The 22,148-nt window shown below is 31.7% G+C and carries 21 protein-coding genes; 16 read left to right on the top strand and 5 right to left on the bottom strand.

Annotated elements, in window-relative coordinates; translation table 11 throughout:
* Positions 1–77: 77 nt before the first annotated feature.
* The 14 genes from L3J35_04315 to L3J35_04250 all read left to right on the top strand — a co-directional run bounded on the left by L3J35_04315 (position 78) and on the right by L3J35_04250 (position 17,340).
* Positions 78–941 (top strand): hypothetical protein, encoded by an 864-nt coding sequence (locus L3J35_04315; GenBank protein MCF6365407.1) that lies wholly within the window; start codon positions 78–80, stop codon positions 939–941.
* Positions 942–1,033: 92 nt separating this feature from the next.
* Positions 1,034–3,166, top strand: coding sequence for an RNA-binding transcriptional accessory protein (locus tag L3J35_04310; protein ID MCF6365406.1), 2,133 nt, complete (start codon positions 1,034–1,036; stop codon positions 3,164–3,166).
* A 7-nt stretch (positions 3,167–3,173) separates the two neighbouring features.
* The gene (locus tag L3J35_04305) at positions 3,174–3,791 is read left to right on the top strand and encodes an NUDIX domain-containing protein (GenBank protein MCF6365405.1); all 618 of its coding nucleotides are present in this window, start codon (positions 3,174–3,176) and stop codon (positions 3,789–3,791) included.
* 8 nt (positions 3,792–3,799) lie between these two features.
* Positions 3,800–5,068 carry an FtsX-like permease family protein gene (locus tag L3J35_04300; GenBank protein MCF6365404.1) on the top strand — a complete coding sequence of 423 codons (1,269 nt, stop codon included), beginning with the start codon at positions 3,800–3,802 and terminating at the stop codon, positions 5,066–5,068.
* 5 nt (positions 5,069–5,073) lie between these two features.
* Positions 5,074–5,706: a CoA pyrophosphatase gene (locus tag L3J35_04295; protein MCF6365403.1), complete on the top strand. Its 633-nt coding sequence runs from the start codon at positions 5,074–5,076 to the stop codon at positions 5,704–5,706.
* Between the two features lie 39 nt (positions 5,707–5,745).
* Complete coding sequence (gene trmB / locus L3J35_04290; protein MCF6365402.1) at positions 5,746–6,435, top strand: tRNA (guanosine(46)-N7)-methyltransferase TrmB; 690 nt, start codon at positions 5,746–5,748, stop codon at positions 6,433–6,435.
* Between the two features lie 81 nt (positions 6,436–6,516).
* Positions 6,517–7,587, top strand: a complete 1,071-nt coding sequence (locus L3J35_04285) for an endonuclease/exonuclease/phosphatase family protein (GenBank protein ID MCF6365401.1) — start codon at positions 6,517–6,519, stop codon at positions 7,585–7,587.
* 43 nt (positions 7,588–7,630) lie between these two features.
* Positions 7,631–8,590 (top strand): calcium/sodium antiporter, encoded by a 960-nt coding sequence (locus L3J35_04280; GenBank protein MCF6365400.1) that lies wholly within the window; start codon positions 7,631–7,633, stop codon positions 8,588–8,590.
* A 159-nt stretch (positions 8,591–8,749) separates the two neighbouring features.
* A complete protein-coding gene (gene guaB, locus L3J35_04275; GenBank protein MCF6365399.1) occupies positions 8,750–10,222 on the top strand; it encodes an IMP dehydrogenase in 1,473 nt (490 codons plus the stop codon).
* A 44-nt stretch (positions 10,223–10,266) separates the two neighbouring features.
* Complete coding sequence (locus L3J35_04270; GenBank protein MCF6365398.1) at positions 10,267–12,228, top strand: peptidylprolyl isomerase; 1,962 nt, start codon at positions 10,267–10,269, stop codon at positions 12,226–12,228.
* A gap of 109 nt (positions 12,229–12,337) precedes the next feature.
* Positions 12,338–13,177: a hypothetical protein gene (locus L3J35_04265; GenBank protein MCF6365397.1), complete on the top strand. Its 840-nt coding sequence runs from the start codon at positions 12,338–12,340 to the stop codon at positions 13,175–13,177.
* 54 nt (positions 13,178–13,231) lie between these two features.
* Entirely contained in the window at positions 13,232–14,578 is a 1,347-nt protein-coding gene (locus L3J35_04260) for a peptidylprolyl isomerase (protein ID MCF6365396.1), read from the top strand.
* A 155-nt stretch (positions 14,579–14,733) separates the two neighbouring features.
* On the top strand, positions 14,734–15,699 hold the full coding sequence (locus tag L3J35_04255) for an AAA family ATPase (protein MCF6365395.1): 966 nt from the start codon (positions 14,734–14,736) through the stop codon (positions 15,697–15,699).
* A 24-nt stretch (positions 15,700–15,723) separates the two neighbouring features.
* The gene (locus L3J35_04250; GenBank protein MCF6365394.1) at positions 15,724–17,340 is read left to right on the top strand and encodes a hypothetical protein; all 1,617 of its coding nucleotides are present in this window, start codon (positions 15,724–15,726) and stop codon (positions 17,338–17,340) included.
* A 66-nt stretch (positions 17,341–17,406) separates the two neighbouring features.
* On the opposite strand, the gene L3J35_04245 is transcribed toward L3J35_04250, so the two are convergent.
* The 4 genes from L3J35_04245 to L3J35_04230 form a co-directional block, all read right to left on the bottom strand.
* Positions 17,407–17,997, bottom strand: coding sequence for a hypothetical protein (locus L3J35_04245; GenBank protein MCF6365393.1), 591 nt, complete (start codon positions 17,995–17,997; stop codon positions 17,407–17,409).
* A gap of 54 nt (positions 17,998–18,051) precedes the next feature.
* On the bottom strand, positions 18,052–18,591 hold the full coding sequence (locus L3J35_04240) for an ATP-binding protein (protein MCF6365392.1): 540 nt from the start codon (positions 18,589–18,591) through the stop codon (positions 18,052–18,054).
* A gap of 30 nt (positions 18,592–18,621) precedes the next feature.
* Positions 18,622–19,131: an FKBP-type peptidyl-prolyl cis-trans isomerase gene (locus tag L3J35_04235; protein MCF6365391.1), complete on the bottom strand. Its 510-nt coding sequence runs from the start codon at positions 19,129–19,131 to the stop codon at positions 18,622–18,624.
* A gap of 87 nt (positions 19,132–19,218) precedes the next feature.
* Positions 19,219–20,097, bottom strand: coding sequence for a formylglycine-generating enzyme family protein (locus L3J35_04230; protein MCF6365390.1), 879 nt, complete (start codon positions 20,095–20,097; stop codon positions 19,219–19,221).
* Between the two features lie 354 nt (positions 20,098–20,451).
* Between L3J35_04230 and L3J35_04225 the strand changes: the two genes are divergently transcribed.
* On the top strand, positions 20,452–20,883 hold the full coding sequence (locus tag L3J35_04225; protein ID MCF6365389.1) for a response regulator: 432 nt from the start codon (positions 20,452–20,454) through the stop codon (positions 20,881–20,883).
* Positions 20,884–20,906: 23 nt separating this feature from the next.
* On the opposite strand, the gene L3J35_04220 is transcribed toward L3J35_04225, so the two are convergent.
* A complete protein-coding gene (locus L3J35_04220) occupies positions 20,907–21,416 on the bottom strand; it encodes a thioredoxin family protein (protein MCF6365388.1) in 510 nt (169 codons plus the stop codon).
* A gap of 71 nt (positions 21,417–21,487) precedes the next feature.
* On the opposite strand from L3J35_04220, the gene elbB reads away from it, so the two are divergent.
* Positions 21,488–22,147 carry an isoprenoid biosynthesis glyoxalase ElbB gene (gene elbB / locus L3J35_04215; GenBank protein ID MCF6365387.1) on the top strand — a complete coding sequence of 220 codons (660 nt, stop codon included), beginning with the start codon at positions 21,488–21,490 and terminating at the stop codon, positions 22,145–22,147.
* Position 22,148: the final 1 nt, after the last annotated feature.

Genomic DNA, 22,148 nt, shown 5'->3' with positions numbered 1-22,148 from the left:
ATTTTCATTAATTTATGTTTAACATTGATTTTATTAAAAAATAGTATCTTTACTTTTTTAACTAAATATCTATTTTTATGAGAAAGATTATTTTTACCCTACTTGCTGTTTTATTCAGCACAATTATGTTCTCACAAGAGGACGGAACAACAGAAGTTGTAAATAAACACGGTGTTTCTGTTTTGCCTAAAGCAGGTGACTTTGCACTTGGAATTGATGCATCTCCTTTTTTCAATTTAGTCGGGAATATGCTTAGAATTAATGATTTCACAGGACCGTTTGCTGATCCCATGGCTTTTAACTTTGTTGACGGAGGTAGTATTTACGGAAAATATTTTTTAAGTGACGATGCTGCAGTAAGGGTTAGGTTTGACATAAATATGATGTCCCAAACATTAAATAACCTTGTTGTTGATGATGCAAACACTAATGCAAGAGTTACAGATACTTGGAAACATTCGGCAAGTGGCGTTAATTTAGGAGTAGGTTACGAAATGAGAAGAGGAAAAGGTCGCTTACAAGCATTTTACGGAGGAGAACTAAACTTAATGTTTGGTGGCGGTTCGAAAGATGTTTACACTTACGGCAATGAATTGAATAATAGTGACTCTATTCCTACTACAACTGTTAATTGGCTGGGTATGACTTCAATGGGAGTTGACAACAGATTGACAGAGGTTACTAATGCCGGCGGTTTTGGTTTTGGTTTGAGAGCTTTTGTAGGTGCAGAATATTTCTTGTTTCCTAATATCTCCTTCGGAGGTGAATTCGGATGGGGATTCGGCATAAATTCAGTAGGAGAAGGGACGATGAGTACAGAATCTTGGGACTATACTAATCATGAAAGAACAACTAATGATACAAAAATTGCAGGTTCAAGCGGATTTAATCTCGGAAATGATAATTTAGGCGGAAATGTTTATATGATGTTCCACTTCTAAAATTATTTAATATATTATTTTAAACCCGAGGCATTTATTTGTCTCGGGTTTTATTTTTAAATTTGTATCCTGTATTTAAATATTAAGAATTAATGAATTTAAAACATATCAAAATAATTGCGGCTGAATTAAACTTATCAGAAAGGCAAGTTGAAAATACAATAAACCTTTTAACAGAAGGTGCAACAATCCCGTTTATAAGCAGATACAGAAAAGAAGTAACAGGAACCTTAGATGAGATTCAGATTTCCGATATTAATACATTATCAGATAAACTTGCTGAGCTTGAAAAAAGGCGAGAAAGTATCCTTTCTGCAATTGAAAAACAAGGAAAACTTACAGACGATTTAAAAAATAAAATTGAAGCAACATACGATATATCAGAGCTTGAGGACTTATATCTGCCTTATAAACAAAAAAAGAAAACAAGAGCAATAAAAGCAAAAGAAAAAGGTTTAGAACCTTTGGCAAAAATTATTTTCATTCAAAATATTAATGATGTTGAGTCAGAAGCCTTAAAATATGTTAATGATGAAGTTGAAACTGTTAAAGATGCCCTGCAAGGAGCGAGAGATATAATTGCAGAAGAAATAAATGAAAATAAAAAAGCAAGAGATGCAGTCAGAAGAGAATTTAATTATTCTGCAACCGTAAAATCAACCGTAGTAAAAACAAAAAAAGACGAGGCTGTAAAATTTCGAGATTATTTTGAATTCGAAGAATCTCTAAAAAAAATACCGTCACACAGATTACTTGCTGTGTATAGAGGTGTTAATGAAGGCTTTTTAAGAGTAAAGATTCATCCGAATGAAGATAAAGTTCTTGAAAAACTGGATCGAATTTTTCTGAAGGGCGATACAGAAGCAACAGATCAAGTCGAATCAGCAATTGATGATGCCTATAAAAGATTATTATTACCTTCTATTGAGAATGAATTTTCTAATGCAGCAAAAGAAAAAGCTGATAAAGAAGCAATAAAAGTTTTCGCAGATAATTTAAGGCAATTATTATTAGCCGCACCGCTTGGCGAAAAGCGAATCTTAGCAATTGACCCGGCATTCAGGACAGGATGCAAAACTGTTTGTTTAGACGAGCACGGAAATTTGTTGCACAACGAAACGATTTATCCGCATCCTCCGCAAAAAGAAACATTTCAAGCCGGAAAAAAACTTGCATCACTAGTTAATGCATATAATATTGAAGCAATTGCAATAGGAAACGGAACTGCAAGCCGTGAAACCGAACAACTTGTAAGGCAGAAAGTCAGGTTCGACAGAGAATTGAAAGTTTTTGTTGTAAGTGAAGACGGGGCATCTGTATATTCAGCATCAAAAATTGCAAGAGAAGAGTTCCCGACTTATGATGTTACCGTAAGAGGCGCTGTTTCTATCGGAAGAAGGTTAGCCGACCCTTTGTCGGAATTAGTGAAAATTGACCCTAAATCAATTGGGGTAGGGCAGTACCAACACGATGTTAATCAAAAGGAACTTCAAAAAAGTCTTGATATTGTTGTTGAAAGTTGTGTGAATGCCGTAGGTGTAGATTTGAACACGGCAGGCAAACATTTACTGAACTATGTTTCCGGACTCGGAGGACAATTAGCACAAAATATAGTAGATTACCGAACAGAAAACGGTGCATTCAAATCTCGTAAAGAACTAAAAAAAGTTAAAAGATTGGGAGAAAAAGCTTATGAACAATGTGCCGGATTTTTAAGAATAAGAGATGCTGAAAATCCGCTGGATAATACGGCAGTTCACCCCGAGGCATATCACATCGTTCAAAAAATGGCGAAAGATAATGGCGTGAGTATAAGCGACTTAATACAGTCGGCACAATACAGAAAAAAAGTTAACTTAAAAAATTATATCAGCGATACAATAGGTCTTCCGACCCTAACTGATATAATGAAAGAACTGGAAAAACCGGGAAGAGATCCCAGGCAACAAGCAAAAGTTTTTGAATTTTCAAAAGATGTATTTACTGTTGACGATTTAAGAGTAGGAATGATTTTGCCCGGAATAATTACAAATATTACAAATTTCGGTGCTTTTGTTGATGTCGGTGTAAAACAAGACGGCTTAGTACATATTTCACATTTAAAGAATGCGTATGTCAGCAATCCCGCAGATGTTGTTAAGTTACATCAACACGTTCAGGTTAAGGTAATCAGCATTGACTTAATCAGAAAAAGAATCGGATTAAGTATGAAAGAAGCAGAATAAACCAAAAATGAAATCAATAACTGTTTACTTTAACAATCAAAAAATAATTCTTTGGAAAAAAACAGAAGAATTAGAAATTAAAGTTGATTCTCTTGAAATTGACGAACCGTTTCTGCATAAATGCAACAACAGAATGAGTAACATTCTGAACACTTTTTTTGAGAGAAAAATTTCCGAAATTAGCTTTGAGCACTATGACTTCAATAAATTGTTCAATGATTTCAAATCTCACTTTAAATATATTGAAGCAGCCGGCGGAATAGTAACAAATGAAAATAAAGAACTTCTCGTAATTCATCGTTTCGAAATACCGGATTTACCTAAAGGAAAAATAGAAGAAGGCGAAACTCCTGAAGATGCAGCAATAAGGGAAGTTAAAGAAGAGTGCGGAATCAATAATATCAGAATAACAGAAGAAGTGCAATCCTCATATCATATTTATACCTGCAAAAATAAACGAATATTGAAAAAAACATATTGGTTTAAAATGCAACATCTCGGAAATCAAATGCCGGTTCCGCAAACAGCCGAAGATATTACAAAAGTCGAATGGTGTAATATTTTAAAGGTTAAAGAACATAAACAACATACTTATTCGAGCTTGAAAGTATATTTTGAAAAATAAAACTAATTTTGTCGAAATTTAATAACCAACTTTTGAATATTTCTGTTTTTATAGCTAAAAGAATAACTTTTTCCGGTAACGGTAAAAAAGATTTATCAAAATCTGTGTTGCAAATTGCAATTAGTGTTGTTGCAGTAGGAATGGCTGTTATGCTTATTACGGTTTCGGTAGTAACCGGGTTTAAAAATGAAATTTACCGAAAATTAGTTGGTTTTCAAGCACATATTACAATAAAAAACAGAGATATAAATGAAACCTTTGAAACTAAGCCGGTAAACAAAAATCAAACATTTTATCCTAATATTGTTTCTGAAAAAGGAATATCGCATATTCAAATTTTTGCTACAAAACTCGGTATTATTAAATCTGAAACTGAAGTTCACGGTGTTGTTTTAAAAGGAGCAGGAAAAGATTATGATTGGACTTTTCTTAAAGAAAATCTCACAAAAGGAAAAATCCCCGATGTGAAATCAGATAAAAAAACAAAGGAATTACTTATTTCGGAAAAAACTGCCGACTTATTAAACTATAAAGTCGGAGATAAGATTTTTTTATATTTTATTCAAAACCCGCCGAAAGCTCGTGATTTTATTATTTCGGGAACATACAACACCGGAATGGAAGAACACGACAAAGCCGGTGTGTTTTGCGATATAAGACATATTCAAAAAATAAATGATTGGAGTAAAGAACAGGTAAGCGGTTTCGAAATTTTTATTGATGATTTTGATGAGCTTGAGAAAATGACAATACTTGTTGAAGAAGAAGTGTCGAGCATAATAAATGAAGACGGAACAATGCTTCAGGTAAGCAATTTTATAAAGGACAATGAATTTATAGTGCAATGGTTAGAACTTTCAAACATTAATGTAAAGGTTATTTTAATTTTAATGATAATTGTCGCAGCTTTAAGCATGGTTGCTGCCTTATTTACAATTATTTTGGAACGAACCAACATGATTGGCGTGTTAAAAGCAATGGGTGCAAATAATTTAAGTATTATAAAAATATTTGTGCTGAACGGTGCTTTTTTAATAACAAAAGGTTTACTTTTCGGAAATATTATTGCATTAATAATTTTATATATTCAAGATTATTTCAAAATTATTCCTTTAGACCCTAAGTTGTATTATGTTGACAGCGTTCCGGTTGAATTTAACTTTTCTAATATTTTGTTATTGAATGTCGGAACACTTATTATCAGCACATTAGTTTTAGTGCTGCCGGCATTATTAGCTTCAAAAATAAATCCGGTTAAAACAATTAATTTTAAATAAAAGATATGAGTCTTGAAGAATATACAAATAAATTAATTGATGAATTGAATAACAATTTACCGGGATACACTTCTCAAATAAAAATGATTCCGGAAGGAAGACCGCATAAATTCGACAAAACAAACACCAAAAACATTAAAAAAAGTGCTGTTTTAATATTATTGTTTTCAGAAAAAGATGAAATTTACATTTCATTTATCAAAAGGGTTTCAGACGGGAGCAAACATTCCGGGCAAATTGCACTGCCGGGTGGGAAATTTGAAAAAGAAGACAAAAGTTTAATTAAAACAGCAATTCGCGAAACCGAAGAAGAAATAGGTGTAAACAGCAATGATGTTAAAATACTTGGGAAATTAACATCATTATTTATACCCGTCAGCAATTACGATGTTCAACCGGTTGTAGGGTACATAAATTATAAACCTGAATTTAAACGAAACGTGGATGAGGTTGATGAAATATATTCGGTAAAACTCAAAGAACTTATAAATGCTTATACTGTATGCAAAACTTTTGAAGTGCAAAAAGAAAAAATAACAGCCCCTTTTTATATTCTTAACGGAATAGAAATTTGGGGAGCAACAGCTATGATACTGAGTGAATTTCTTGACATAACAAGCAAAATTAATAAAGTGTAGAGGCAGGTTTGACCTGTATTATTCGAATAAGAAAACAAAATGGGCAAAAACAAACTAAAACGATTTGAAGAAAATAAAACCTTTTTACATCTTTTTCAACCTTCGCCCCAAGAAATGTATGAAGGAGATTTTCATTTAAAAGGCTGTTGGAACAAAAAATTCTTTAAAAACAATAACCCTATAGTTTTAGAAGTCGGGTGCGGAAAAGGAGAATACACAGTCGGGCTTGCAAAAAAAAATAAAAATATTAATTATATAGGTATTGATATTAAAGGTCCGCGATTATGGAAAGGAAGCAAAATTGTTCAGGAAGAGGATATAAAAAATGTTGCTTTTATCAGAAATAAAGTCGAGTTTTTAAAATCATTCTTTTCAGAAAATGAAATCCGTGAAATTTGGATAACTTTTCCCGACCCGCAAAAAAGAAAAATGAAAAAACGTCTTACATCTGCTCGGTTTCTTGAAATTTATTCAAATATTTTAAATCACGAAGGAATAATTCATTTAAAAACAGACTCTGTTTTAATGCACGAGTTTACGAAAGAAATTATTCAGTTGAACAAATTAGATTTGTTGTATAAAACTGATAATATTTATAATACAAGCACTAAAAATGAACTGACTCAAATAAAAACCTATTACGAACAAAAATTCATTGAAAAAGGATTAAAAATAACTTATCTTAAATTTAAGCTGAATAATAAATTAAACTTTGAAAATCCCGAGTAAAAATTTGCAATTTCACATTCTTTATTTTACAATTGTATTAAGAATTATCACTTTTGTTATTTTCGGTAAAAAAAGATTGCTTTGAAAAAGATACTCTATAAAACAGGAATAATCTTAAACTATTTCTTTGCAGGTTTACTTGTGTTCTCATACCTGTCAGTACATATAGGCCCTGATAAGATTCCTTATCTTGCATTATTCGGTTTATTTTTCCCGTTTTTAGTTTTAATAAACTGCCTGTTTTTAATTTTTAGAATATACAAGAAAAAAGCACATTTCTTTATTTCATTAATAGCTCTATTGCTCGGATTTAACCATATTCTAGATTTTTATGCTTTTAACAATAAAGAAAAAGAACCGCCCTCTGAAAACACATTAAAAATAATGTCGTATAATGTTCGTATGTTCGATTTATATAAATGGGCAAATGATAAAAATGCAGGGAATAATATATTTGAAATTATTAAACAAGAAAACCCTGATATTATTTGTTTGCAAGAATTTTACTCAAACAAAAAAAATAATTGGCAAGATAAAATAATAAGAGCACAAAAAACTAAAGATTATATAATTTCGTCTAAAAAGGGAAGTTCATATTCCGGCAATGCAATATTCAGCCGCTATCCTGTTGTAAATCATGGGTTTGTTGAAATGGGCTCAACAAAACAAAAATGCATCTATGCCGATATCTTAAAAAATAAAGATACAATAAGAGTTTACGGCATTCATTTGGCATCCATTCATTTAGACGGAGATGACTATGAATTTATCAAGAATTTAAAATTAGAAAATAAAGATGAAAACATTAAAGGAGTAAAAGGAATCGGCTCAAAGATGGTACTGGCATATAAAATCAGGGCACGTGAAGTTGATGCAATTTCCCCTCACATAAAAAAGTCACCGTACAAAACAATAGTTTGCGGAGATTTTAACGATACGCCTGTTTCATATACTTACAGAAGAATAAAAGGAAACTTTAAAGACTCATTTATTGAAGCAGGTTTCGGAATCGGAAATACTTATGCCGGAAATATACCTGTATTCAGAATAGATTATATAATGCACAGTCCCGAACTTTCAACTTTCAAATATCTCAGAATCAATAAAGGTTATTCAGACCATTATCCCATAATTGCTGAAATAACCCTGTAGATTAGGACAAGAGAAAAAGAATCAAACTAATAAACAAAAAAATATGCTTGATTTTATATTTTTAGCAGGAGGAATTATTTTAATAATCTTTAGTGCAAATTGGCTTGTTAACGGAGCTTCTGTTTTAGCTAAAAAATTCGGAATAAGTGATTTGGTCATTGGATTAACAGTAGTTGCAATAGGAACTTCTGCTCCGGAGCTGACCGTAAATATTTTTTCGGCACTAAGCGGTTCAACAGATATTGCAATAGGTAATGTGCTGGGAAGTAACATCAGCAATATTTTCCTGATACTCGGAGTTTCGGCAATAATTTACCCTATTACGGTAAGTAAGAATACAAAATGGAAAGAAATTCCTTTCAGTTTATTGGCAATATTAATCTTGGGGGTATTAGCAAATGATGTATTTATTGGCAGTAGTAAAGAAAATTTCATTTCAAGAACTGACGGAATAATACTGCTTAGCTTTTTAATTTTCTTTTTTATTTACACTTTCGGAATTGCAAGAAATTCAAAATCTGAGAACAATACAGCAGAAAAAATAAAGGTAATGCCTCCCCGGAAAGCCGTAATGCTTATTATTGCAGGTTTAGCAGGGCTTTATTTCGGCGGAAAATATTTAATTGAAGGTGCTGTGAATATTGCAAAGTTAATCGGAATGTCTGAAAAGGTAATAGGTTTAACTATAATTGCAATAGGAACATCCTTGCCTGAATTAGCAACAGCAATTGTTGCCGCAAAAAAGAAAAAAACGGATATTATTATCGGTAATGTAATAGGTTCAAATATATTTAATGTGTTCTTTATTCTCGGCACAACGGCATCTATTAAGCCCTTGCCTTTTAATGCGTCAATTAATTTTGATATTTCAATAGCTGTTCTTGCAAGTGTTTTGTTGTTTATTACAACAATTACACTCGGCAGGAAAATAATATCAAAGTCAGAAGGCTTAATCTTTTTAATTATTTATATGTCGTTTATTACCTATTCAATTGTAAAATAAAACGAAAAATACAGCATTCTCACTCCGGCAGTTTTAACAGTTAATTGTCGGGCAAAAAAATATTACACAAAAATCAACGTTTTATCGAATGATAATTTAATATAAGCTAAATATTTCTATTTTTGCGGATTAAATATCTTTAATAAAAATATATTTAATATGTCATTTGCATCAAATAAAATAGTTTCGGAGGCACTTACATTTGATGATGTTTTGCTTTTACCTGCATACTCAAAGGTTTTGCCGCGTGATGCTGACATTAAAACAAAATTCAGTCGCAATATTACACTTAATACTCCGATTGTTTCGGCAGCAATGGATACCGTTACAGAAGCAGAACTTGCAATTGCAATAGCAAGAGAAGGAGGAATAGGTGTTATTCATAAAAATATGAGTATTGAACGACAAGCACAACAAGTAAAACAGGTGAAACGTGCCGAAAACGGAATGATTATCGACCCGATTACAATAACAAAAGACAAAACGGTTGAAAATGCTTTGGCATTAATGAAAAAATATAAAATAGGAGGTATTCCGGTTGTTGATGAATCAAAAAAACTTATAGGAATTGTAACAAACAGAGATTTACGCTTCGAAAAAAGATTTAAGAAAAAGATTAGTGAAGTAATGACACACAAAAATCTTGTTACAACAGATCAATCAACCGACCTTGAACAAGCAGCAGAAATATTGCAACAGCATAAAATTGAAAAACTTCTTGTTGTTGACGAAAAATACAAACTTGTAGGATTAATTACATATAAAGATATTACAAAAGCCGAAGACAGACCCAACTCTTGTAAAGATGAAAAAGGAAGGCTTCGGGTTGCTGCCGGAGTAGGGGTTACTGCTGATGTTTTTGAAAGAATAAAAGCTCTTTACAATGAAGGTGTTGATGCAATTGTTATAGATACAGCTCACGGGCATTCAAAAGGAGTTATTGAAACATTAAAAAAAGCAAAAAAGCAATTTAAGAATGTTGATTTTATTGTAGGGAACATTGCAACCGCAGATGCTGCTGTTGATTTAGTTGCTGCGGGTGCCGACGGTGTAAAAGTCGGAATCGGTCCCGGGTCTATTTGCACAACAAGAATAATTGCAGGGGTAGGAGTTCCGCAACTTTCTGCAATTTACGAAGTTGCAGATGCAATAAAAGCTACTGATGTTCCGGTTATTGCCGACGGAGGTATAAGATATTCCGGTGATATAGTAAAAGCATTAGCAGCCGGAGGCTCATCTGTTATGATAGGATCTTTAATTGCAGGAGTAGATGAGTCCCCTGGGGATACAATAATTTACCAAGGTCGAAAGTTTAAGTCTTATCGCGGAATGGGTTCGGTTGAAGCTATGCAGGATGGCTCAAAAGACAGATATTTTCAAGATGTTGAGGATGATGTAAAAAAATTAGTCCCCGAAGGAATATCCGGTCGAGTGCCGTATAAAGGAACAATAAATGAAGTATTATACCAATTAGTAGGAGGAATAAGAGCAGGAATGGGATATTGCGGAGCAGCAAACATTAAGGATTTGCACAAAGCACAGTTTGTAAAAATTACAAATTCAGGTGTTTCGGAAAATCATCCGCATGATGTTTCAATAACAAGAGAAGCTCCTAATTACAGCAGAAGATAAATTAATAATAAAACATATAATTTTAATCATAAGTAAAATTTATAATGATGAAAAAAATTACATTTATTTTTGTTTTTGCCTTTTTTTCAGTGGCGTTATTTGCACAAAACAGTAATATTTTAATGACTGTAGGTGATAAAAAAATAACGGAAGAGGAATTTTCATACATCTACAAAAAAAATAACTCAGACAATTTAACAAAACAATCTCTTGATGAATACCTTGAGTTATTTAAAAAGTTCAAACTTAAAGTTATTGAAGCCGAAAATTTAAAAATGGATACTTCGGCTGCATTTATAAATGAATTAAACGGATACAGAAATCAACTTGCAAAACCGTACTTAACTGAAAATATTAAAATAGAACAGTTAGTTAAAGAGGCGTACGAAAGAAATAAAGAAGAAATAAAACTTGATATCATTTTTATTAAACTTTCAAAAAATGCCTCACCGGAAGATACGACTTTAGCCTATCAAAAAGCTGTAAAAATAAGAGACAGAATATTGGGCGGAGAAAAATTTGAAAAAGTTGCAACCGAAACTTCGGACGACAGAGCTGTCGCAAAAAACAAAGGGCATTTATCATACTTGCCGGCTTTAAGAATACCTTACAGCATTCAAAACTATGTGTTCAAAGCAAAAAAAGACAAGGTTTCTTTACCTTTGAGAACTGCTTACGGATATTATCTTGTTAAAGTTGTTGATAAAAGACCGGCTCAAGGTTTTTATAAGGTTGCACACATTATGATTAGTTCTACTGACCAAATGAAAGATGATGAAAAAGCAGCAAAAAAAGAAAAAATTGACAGTATTTACAATCGAATTCTTTCAGGAGATAAGTTTGAAGATTTAGTTAAGTTTTCTGATGACAGAGGAACTGCGAAAAAAGGCGGAGAACTCCCCGAATTTAATACAGGAAAAATGGTTCCCGAATTTGAGAAAGCAGCATTTGCACTAAAAAACCCTGGAGATATTGGTAAGCCGATTAAGACAGCTTTCGGTTGGCATATTATTAAGTTAATCGACAAAAGACCCCCTGATTCTTTTGAAAAACAAAAAGAAGACATTAAAAAATCTATTGAGAAAGATGCAGAAAGAAAAGAAATAGTTAAAGCATTTGTTATTTCTGAACTAAAAAGTGAATATAACTTCAAAAAACTGAATAATCCCGACGAAATTTATAAACTCGTTGACAGCACAGTATTTGAAGGAAAATGGAAAATGCCTGACAATATATTATCAAACAAAACACTGTTTACAATCGGAAACTCTTACTTTAAAGAAAGTGATTTCGGTAAATTTATTGAAACAAAACAAAAAAGAACCGTAAAAGCTGAAACTAAATCCTATGTTGACCAAATGTATCAAGATTTTATTTATGAGAGTTTAACCGAAGTTGAAAAAAGTAAATTAGAAGATAAATATTCAGATTTTAAATTTTTAATGCAAGAATATCATGACGGAATGTTATTATTTGATCTCATGAAAAATGAAATTTGGGATAAAGCATCAAATGATTCAACAGGACTGAAAAAATTTTATGATAATAATAAAGGTAAATATGATAATCAAATTGATGTTGATATAAGTGTGTTTAAATATGAAGATACTAAAACATATAAAGAAGCAGAAATGTTGCTGAACAAGTCTCGAAAAAAATATAATGACGAAAAATTAATTGAAACAATAGGAGACAAATTGGAGATAACGGAAAGCGGTGTGTTTTCAAAAGGAGAAAATATATATGCCGATAAAATTATAAAAATGAAAAAGAACGGAAAACTGATTGAGAATCAAAGAATTGTTAATTTGGCAAAAGAAAATACGTTTATTTACATCAATAATACAAAAAAATCAAAATCAAAATCGTTTCAACAAATAAAAGGTGTTGTAATTTCAGATTACCAAACATATTTAGAGGAAAAATGGATTAAAGATTTGCAAAAAAAATATAAAATAACCGTAAATGAAAAAGTATTAAACAATATAAAAAAGACATTAAAATAACCGTTTTACCATATTGGCTCTCTAAAAATCATAGTAAAAAATCAAAAACACGCATTTAACTGCGGAAATTGATTCAGATGATTTTATTTTTTGAATTGTAACTATTATTATGGCTGTTCGTTCTATTGTTTTATTATTCGGTTTGCTCCTTCTCTTTTTTTCATGTAAAAATGAAACAGAAAAAACAGAATTAGCAAGAGTATATGATAAATATTTATACTTGGAGGATACTGAAGGCTTAATTCCGAATTACGTAAGCAAGGAAGACAGCATTTTAATAATCAGAAACAAAATAGATCTTTGGGTAAGAAAACAAACAATATTAAGAAGAGCTGAATTAAACTTAACCGAAGAGCAAAAAAACATTGATGATATTGTGGAAGATTACCGAGCATCACTTTTAATTGAGAAATATAAACAAGACTATATAAAACAAGAACTGGACACAACAATAACTTATGCCGAAATTGAGAAATATTACAACGATTATCCTGAAAGTTTCAGCTTAAACGAAGAGGTAGTCAAAGCATTATTTTTTAAATTTAAAATTACAAATGAAAACCTAACAATATTTAAACGAGCATACTACGAAAACAATGAAGATGAGATGACAGCAATTGCAAAAGAAAATGCAACTAAGTTTGATAATTTTGACAATAAATGGGTTGAGGTGTCATCTGTATTAAATTTATTGCCGAACGATATTAACAATATAGCTGATTTTCTCAGTATAAGTAAAAAACTGCAAACAAGAGATAATGCTTTTTTGTATTATGTAATTTTTAAAGAATATAAATTAAAAGGTGACTTAATGCCGATTGAACTTACAACCGAAAGAATTAAAACAATATTGCTGAACAAAAGAAAAACAAACATTATTAACCAATTAGAAAAACAGATTTATCAAACCGATACCAAAAACGGAAATATTAAAATTTTTATTGAATAGAACAGACTTTAAATTTAAAGAAAAGCTTCTGTAATAATAACACCCAAACTGAAGATGGTTAAAAAACTAAAATACATTATCGCTTTTATGCTCATAAGTACTTCGCTTTTTTCACAAGAAAAATCAATAGATGAAATTGTTGCAATTATCGGAGAAAAAACAATACTAAGGTCTGATGTTGAGACACTTATGCTTCAATACAAATCAAGAGGCGAAACTCACGGCGGGAATTTAAAATGTTTCGTATTTGAAGAGTTGCTCTACCAATCTTTGTTGATTAATCAAGCAAAAGTTGACAGTATCGAGGTTTCCGACCAACAAGTTGAAGGCGAATTAGACAGAAGAGTAGCAATGTTTGAAGAACAAATGGGCGGAAGGGATGCAATGGAAAAATATTTTAATAAACCTTTCAGCCGAATTAAAGAGCATTTCAGAAGTGTAATTGAGGACCAGCTGATTTCACAGCAAATGGAATCCGATATAACACGCGATATTCGGGTCAGCCCGAAAGAAGTAAAAGCATATTTCAGCAATATCCCGAAAGACAGCTTACAACTTGTTGAATCTGAAATTGAAATTGCTCAAATTGTTATACACCCTAAAATTCAAGACAGGCAAATTGAGAAAATTAAACAATCACTTCAAGAATATATTGACAGAGTGAGCAAAGGTGAAGAATTTGAGTTTTTGGCAAGTTTATATTCTGATGATGCAGCATCTGCGGAAAATGACGGGGACCTCGGTTGGGTAAGAAGAGGAGACTTAGTCCCTGAATTCGCAGCAGCAGCATTCGAGCTGGACGAACCCGGCGAAATGTCGGATATTGTAAAATCAGAATTCGGGTATCATGTAATTCAATTTATTGAAAGAAAAGGAGAAAAAATTCATATCAGGCACATACTTAAAATACCTAAGCCTTTGAGCTCCGAAAAGATGAAAGCAAAACACACACTTGACAGTATTGCAAAAATTGTAAGAGAAGGAAGTATGACATTTGAAGAGGCAGCATTAAGGTATTCAACAGATGATGAAACCAATAAAAGCGGAGGAATTGTCATTAATCCTTATACCGGAACCTCAGGTTTTAAAAGCAGCCAATTAGACCCTGCAACAAACTATGTATTAAAACAAATGAAGATCAGTGAAGTTTCTGAGCCTTTTGAAAGCAGGAGCATGAAAGGAAAACCCGAAATGAAAATTATTAAACTGCTCAGCAAAACAGAACCTCATATTGCAGATATAAATACAGACTATCAGTTAATAAGTGATATGGCAAAAGAAAAAAAGAAAGAAGAAATAATAAGTGATTGGATACAAAAAGTTCAAAAAACAACTTACTTTAAAATTGACGAAGAATACCGTGATTGCAACTATAAATATAAAGGTTGGTTTTCGGAATAATAAATAACAAGTGTAAAAACTATGATACCCGAAACATTTTTTTTGTTTCGGGTATTTTTGGCAAAACTGTCAGGTTGTTTATAATTTATTCCCCTTAACTTCGTTATCTAAGGTAATATTTAATATTTTTACGACAAATTTTGTAAAAAACAAAAATGATAAATTATAAAGATGATGTTGAAGCAGTAAATGCTTTAAAAAAAACATACGATAATTTCTTTTCAGAAATTAATAAAGTTATTTACGGACAAGATGATATTATTAAAGAAGTTTTAATATCAATTTTCAGTAACGGGCATTGTCTGTTAGTCGGTGTTCCCGGTTTGGCAAAAACTTTGTTGGTTAATACTTTAGCAGAAGTTTTGGGACTACAATACAAAAGAATACAATTTACACCCGATTTAATGCCTTCTGATATTATAGGAACTGAAATTTTAGACGAACACAGAAAATTTAAGTTTTTAAAAGGACCTTTGTTTTCAAATATTATTTTAGCAGATGAAATTAACAGAACACCTCCTAAAACACAAGCAGCCCTTCTTGAGGCAATGCAAGAAAAAAATGTTACGGTTGCCGGAATAGAATATGAACTCGGAAAACCATTTTTCGTTTTAGCAACACAAAACCCCATTGAACAAGAAGGAACATATCCTTTACCCGAAGCACAATTAGACCGTTTTATGTTTAATATTTGGTTAGACTATCCTAAATTTGAAGATGAAATAACAATTGTACAAAAAACCACAACCGACAACTCAATAAAATTAGAAAATATAATTACCGGAGAAGAAATTTTGTATTTCCAACATTTAATAAGACGAATCCCTATTAATGATAATGTTTTGCATTATGCTGTTAATTTGGCAACGGCAACACGCCCGGGAACGGAAAAAGCAAATGAAATTTCAAACAAATATTTAGAATGGGGAGCAGGTCCCAGAGCATCACAATATCTCGTTGTGGGAGCAAAAGCTCATGCAGCATTGCAGGGAAAATACTCTCCTGACATTGAAGATGTTAAGGCAGTAGCACATCCGGTTTTACGTCATCGAATAATCAGAAACTATAAAGCAGAAGCAGAAGGTATAACAGCTGATGCCATTATAGACCAATTGTTGTAATAAACCTTTATTTATATCGAATAAGTGAAAAAATACATTTTTTTCATATTATTATTTTTAGGTCCAATTTCGGTTTTTTCTCAAAAAAAAATTGATTTTGACTCTAAATACTTATTTACTACCGAAGAACTCGGAACAGACATTAAAGTATTAACAGACAGTGTTGTTTTTAAACACGAAAACTCAATAATGTTTTGCGACAGTGCTTTGTTCGATTATACAAACAATTATTTTGATGCTTTCGGAAATGTCAGATTAATAAAACTGACAAAAGAAAACGATACTGTTTTTTTATACGGAGATACTCTTCATTATTCAGGAAAAGAAAAATATGCAAGAGTCAGGAATAACGTAATTTTGGAAAAAGACAGTATGGTTTTAACAACCGACAGTTTAGATTATGATTTAGATTTAAATATAGGATATTATTTTAATTCGGGAACAACAATAAACGGAGAAGATACCTTAAAAAGTGTTTTCGGATATTATTTTGCCGATGATAATGAATTTTTCTTTAAAAAAAATGTTGAAGTTATTAATCCGAGGTTCAAAATGTATTCTGACACTTTAAAGCACAATACATCTACAAAAGTATCATATTTTATGGGACCTACCGAAATAATAAGTGATTCGAACTATATTTATTGCGAAAACGGTTGGTATGATCACGAAAAAGATATATCTCAATTCAGCAAAAACGCATATTTAAAAAATGATGAGCAGATTTTAAAAGGTGACAGCTTATATTATAACAGAAATTCAGGAATAGGGAAAGCATTTAAAAATGTAAGCTTCAAAGATTCCTTGCAAAATGTTTTATTATTAGGGAACATCGGTTTCTATAATGAAAAAACAGGCTTTTCTTCAATGACCGACAGTGCCGTATTTATTCAAGTTAACAATGAAACGGATTCATTATTTATGCACGCAGATACCTTGCAATCATATAAAGATACAATTATTTTTAATGAAATTCCGAAAATATACAGAATTATTCAGGCATTTCATCATGTTAAGGCTTATAAAGAAGATTTTCAGTTTAAATGTGATTCCCTTATTTATAACTTGAAAGATTCCGTTATTGAGATGCATATAAACCCTGTAATGTGGTCAGATTCAAATCAACTTTCGGCAGATTATATTGAAATACAAACATACAGAGGCGAAGTTGATGAAATAGATATGCAGAATAATGCTTTTATTATTTCACAATCAGATTCGATAAGATTTAACCAAATTTTCGGAAAAAATATGTCGGCATATATTGAAGACAGAGAGCTTTACCAAATAGATGTTGTTGAAGAAGGCAAAGCAGTATATTTTATAAGAGATGACGATAAAAAACTGATAGGAGTTAACCTTATGCAATGTGTTGATATGGAGATTTATATGAAAGACAACAAAGTTGACAAAATTTGGTTTTTTGAAAAACCTGCCGGAAAAATACACCCGCCTTTAACTCTTTCAAAAGAAGAAACATTATTGCCCGGATTTAAATGGGACATTGATTACAGACCGTTAAATAAAACAGAAATTTTTATTTGGAAAAAGGAAGCAGAAAACGTAATAACTTCTGAAGAAGACCCTGAAAGTGAAGACAGTCCTGCAATAAATGAAGTTGACTCTTCAGGTGAACAATAAAAATAAACCTGAAACAATAGAAGTGTCAGGTTTATTTAAATCTCATTTTGTAAGTTTTTATTTAATTTAGTGCAATCTGTATGTTCTTTTTGCTTCTTCCGCTTCAGGCATATACAAGAAGGGCCCGACAGTCATAACTCGCATCTTTAAGTTATCTTTTAAAAACACATCAAAATCACTATAACTTCCGGAAGCAATAGCACCGGGCTTTCTTATTAATTGATATGCTCCGGATCGAGCTCTTTTCTTTACGTGCAAAATAAACCAAAATACAGTTTGATTATCATCAAATGTTGAATCTAATTTATGAGGCTCATCCTGTATTTCATAAAAAATATAAGCTTTCCTTGCTTCCTCAAAATCATTAAAAGGACCTATTGCCATTTTACTTCCCTGTCCGAGATATTTCCATAATTCGCGGTCATATTCTTTCATTGTTCCGTGCAGTATTCTTGAACCTTTCCTTTGTAACCCGTAGCTTACATAACCGGTATTGGCATTTTCAACTTCTCTTACACCTACATAAAACCAATAAACTAATCGGTTTTTATCTAACTCGTCACTATAGCCTACCTGAGCAGAACTTTTTGTGTTTACAAGAATTCCCGAAAACACAAGGAGTCCTGTAAGAAGAATTAGTTTAATATTTGTTTTCATAATCATTAAATTTAATTTACGTTTGATTTTTTCGTTTAAGTTTCAGTATCTAATCTACAAACAATATGCCGAAGATAAATATTTTTTTGCAGATAAAAACCTTGAATTTACGTCTCCGGTTATAATAAAATACTTAAACTTGTATAAATCAAGTTCCTTTTTGTATTTGTTAAATAAATAAATTCTTTTTTCGCCCCCGTTTTCTCTTACACAATCTTGTATCCATTTTATATCGGGAAAACACAACAGATACAAATCAACATTAATAGTTCTTATTGCTTCCTCAACAAATTCAGGAACTTTTTTAAAAACTTCGAGAAACCAAATTTTTGTAATAATTAATCCGGTATCAAAAAAAACAAAATCTTTTGCTCCGGGATAATTTTGTTCGATAAGTTGTTTAATTTGTTTTTCTGCAATATATACAACATCTTCAAAAGTATATTTATATTTTATATCTTCAATATATTCTCTGGCAAACTCAGGAACATTAATTGTATTATATTCTTTTGAAAGTTGTTCGGATAACGTTGTTTTTCCGGTTGATTCCGGACCTGTAAGTACAATCTTTTTTGGGTAAGTTCTATTTCTCAAAACAATAGTATTAAGCTTTTTAGAGTATATTTATTTTGAAGAACTTATAATATTTTTAACACGTACTTCAAAAACTAAGGGTGAATAAGGAGGAATAATTCCTACCTGGTCTTTTCCGTAAGCAAGTTTTGAAGGAATGACAACAGTTGCAGAAATATCTTTTTTCATAAGTCCTATTGCTTCTTCCCAACCTTCAATAACAGGGTCTTCTTTATAAACATAATATCCCGGTTCAGAGGTTGTTGTTTCATCGAATAATGTTGTAATGTTCCCCGTTGTTAATACAAATGCCTTATAAACAGTAACAACAGTATCTCCTTGTTTAGGATAATCAGACTCTAATGTTTCCGGAGTAGAGAAACCTGTTTCGGAAAATAAAAGACCGCTCGGCAAAGTGTCAACAATTATATTATTCTCATCAATATAGGAAAACATTAGTGCAAGCTCTGCTTCTTTTTTGTCTTTATTACATGAATATATACTAAAAGAAACTGTCAGTATAATAAGGAGTATTGTTTTTTTACACTTTATAAATAACATTTTACGATACAATATATTAATCTAAAATATTTTTGAGAAGATTAAAAAGGCGACTCTTAATTTGAACCGCCCCTATAAATAAATATTTTATTTGTTTTTTGCTACCCTGAAACCGTAATTATAGTTTGTTTTTGCAGCTTTAGGTCCGTCTCTGCTTGTTACTTTTGCAAGTTCAGCTCTGTAATGCCACGAGCCTCCTCTTAACACACGATATGGGGTTGATGTACTGCAAAAGGGATCTGTTGCCGGAGATGAAGCATAGAAAGATGATTTATAATAATCACTACACCATTCCCAAACATTTCCGCTCATATCATAAATGCCGAGTTCGTTCGCTTTCTTTGTTTTAACATTTTTTGGTCCTGCTAATTTTGAAGTTTCATCATACCAACAAACAGCATTAATGTCATTGCTTCCGCTATATTTGAATTTTTGACTTTTATTGCCTCCTCTTGCTGCAAATTCCCACTCAGCTTCAGTTGGCAACCTATAGCCGTTTTTCGCACGATTAAAATCCCAACCTCCGTCTCCGTTTTGGGTATAACACTTTTCCAATCCGTTTTGTGCACTCAACCAATTACAATATTTTATGGCATCAAACCAAGTTACATGATGCATCGGTAAACTTGTCCCCCAACCCCACCATGTTTTTCCGGTAGAAGCATAAAGCATTTTTGTGGGTGTGTGTGAATCTAACCATTCTTTATCCGGAGGTTCCGGCATTGTATGCCCGGCAGCTCCTGTAAATTTTTTATATTCTCCCACGGTTACCTCATGGTCACATATATAAAAAGACGATACCGTAACTTTATGAGCAGGTTTTTCTTCCGGAACACCGGAATTGGATCCCATCGTAAATGTTCCGCCTTCAACTAAAATCATTTTTGGACTTTGTCCGAAAACAAATGTACTCAAAAATAATATTGAAAAAAATAAAATGGATGTTTTGATTATACTAAGTTTCATCTGATTATGAATTTCAATTTAAATTGTATGCCGTAAATATACCCTTTTTATTGTGATAAAACAAAAAATAATGTTTTAAACAAATAATATGTAAATTTAGTAATCAATTATTAATTTGGCAAAATTAATTTTATTTTATTTTGAGTATGATTTTTTTTATAGTTTTTTGTTTTTTTTTAAACAATAAAATAGTCGGCTTATTATCAAAATATTATATGATATTTAATGAAATGTAATTGTAAATTATCTTTTAACCGATGTCATTTTAACATAACACAATGTATAGTAACACAAAATAGACAAGTTCATTGCCGGCATAAAATATGCGATATGAATAAACAAATAAATTGATAAGTGAACACGAAAAACATTACACCCAAAAGTATCATTTTGCTTGCAGAAGGGTTTCCGGCGGGCAGGAAAATTATGGAAGAAATTTTGAGCATACTCGGGTACAATTATAAAACTGTTGATACCGGATACGAAGTAATAATGGCTTTAAAAAGCGAAAAATTTGATTTAATTTTATTGGACTTAGAACTTCCGCAATTTGACGGTTTTGAAACTATTGAACATATACGAAGAAATTTTAATTATCCTGAAAATACAATACCCGTGATAGCAATGAGCAATAAAGACTTTTCTTCTGACTTTAATCAAACGTACAAGGAAGAAGGCTTTGACGGCCTTATTGTAAAACCGTTCTCACTTGATGAATTAGACACTATTATTAAGGAAGTATTATTCCGATTTAATAAAAGTGAGAAAACAGTATTTTCAGATTAAAGAGTCGCATTGCGACTCTTTTTTTATTCAATAATCTTCAGTATATCTTTTTCTAAACTATCTTCGGTGCTTTCAACAATTCTTCCTACTTCTTTGTCTTCTTTATAAAAAATAAAAGTCGGAATTCTGCCGAATTCAATATTTTGCAATTTTTTATCTCCCGAACTTCTGTTTGTATCAACAGCAATAATTGATATGTCGGAATAAGGGAAGTTAATCATATCAATTATTTTGTAAAAACGAGGAAGCTCTCTTCGGCTGTCTCCGCACCAAGTTCCCATCACAATTAGTATTTTTATCTTATTTAAATCATCAATCGTTTTTAATTTATTAATTACTGAAGTTTCAGGTTCATATTCACTATACCCCATAGTAAACCACTCACTGAAAGGGTTTTGGTTAAGCCCTTCTTTATTGCATTCTCCTATAAGAATATCTTTTTTAGTCCTTTCATTATATATTATTTTATTTTTTTTTATGCTGCAAGATGATAATATAATAAAAAGCAATACGGTTAAAATTGGATACCTCATATTTTTTTAATTAAGAATTTTTTTTGTAATATTGTTTAATACATTTTATTAGTTATTAAAATTACAAAACAATGAGCAAATTACCAAAAATAGCAATAATTTTATCCGGAAACGGAGTTTATGACGGGGCTGAAATTCATGAATCAACAATGACAATGTATGCAGTTGTTAAACTTGGAGGAGAATATCAAATATTTGCACCGGATATAAATCAGCACCATGTTATTAATCACATAACAGGTGAAGAAATGAATGAGAAAAGAAATGTTCTTGTTGAAGCAGCAAGAATTGCCAGAGGAAATATAAAGCCGCTTTCGGAATTAAAAATGAAAGATTATGACGGTATTATGTTTCCGGGAGGATTCGGAGCAGCTAAAAATCTGTCAAGTTTTGCATTTCACGGTTCTGATTGTACGGTTTTAACAGATGTTGAACGTGTTATTACAGAAGCCGTAAAAGAAAGTAAGCCTATAGGTGCGTTATGTATTTCTCCGACTGTTGTGGCAAGAGTGCTGGAAGGTGTTCGTGTAACCATCGGACAAGATAAAGGAACTGCCGAAGCAATTGATACTATGGGCGGGAAACACGTAAATACAAATCACGGAGAAGTAACCGTTGATGAAGATTTTAAAGTTGCAACAACACCTTGTTATATGCTTGATGCAACAATAGTTGATATTGCAGACGGGGCATTGAACGTTACAAAAGCCGTGTTTGATATGATTAATTGAT

The organism is Bacteroidales bacterium, from assembly GCA_021648725.1.
Lineage (GTDB): Bacteria > Bacteroidota > Bacteroidia > Bacteroidales > JAADGE01 > JAADGE01.
The sequence above is the reverse complement of the archived record's forward strand: the minus strand, read 5'-3'. Positions and strand labels throughout refer to the sequence as shown.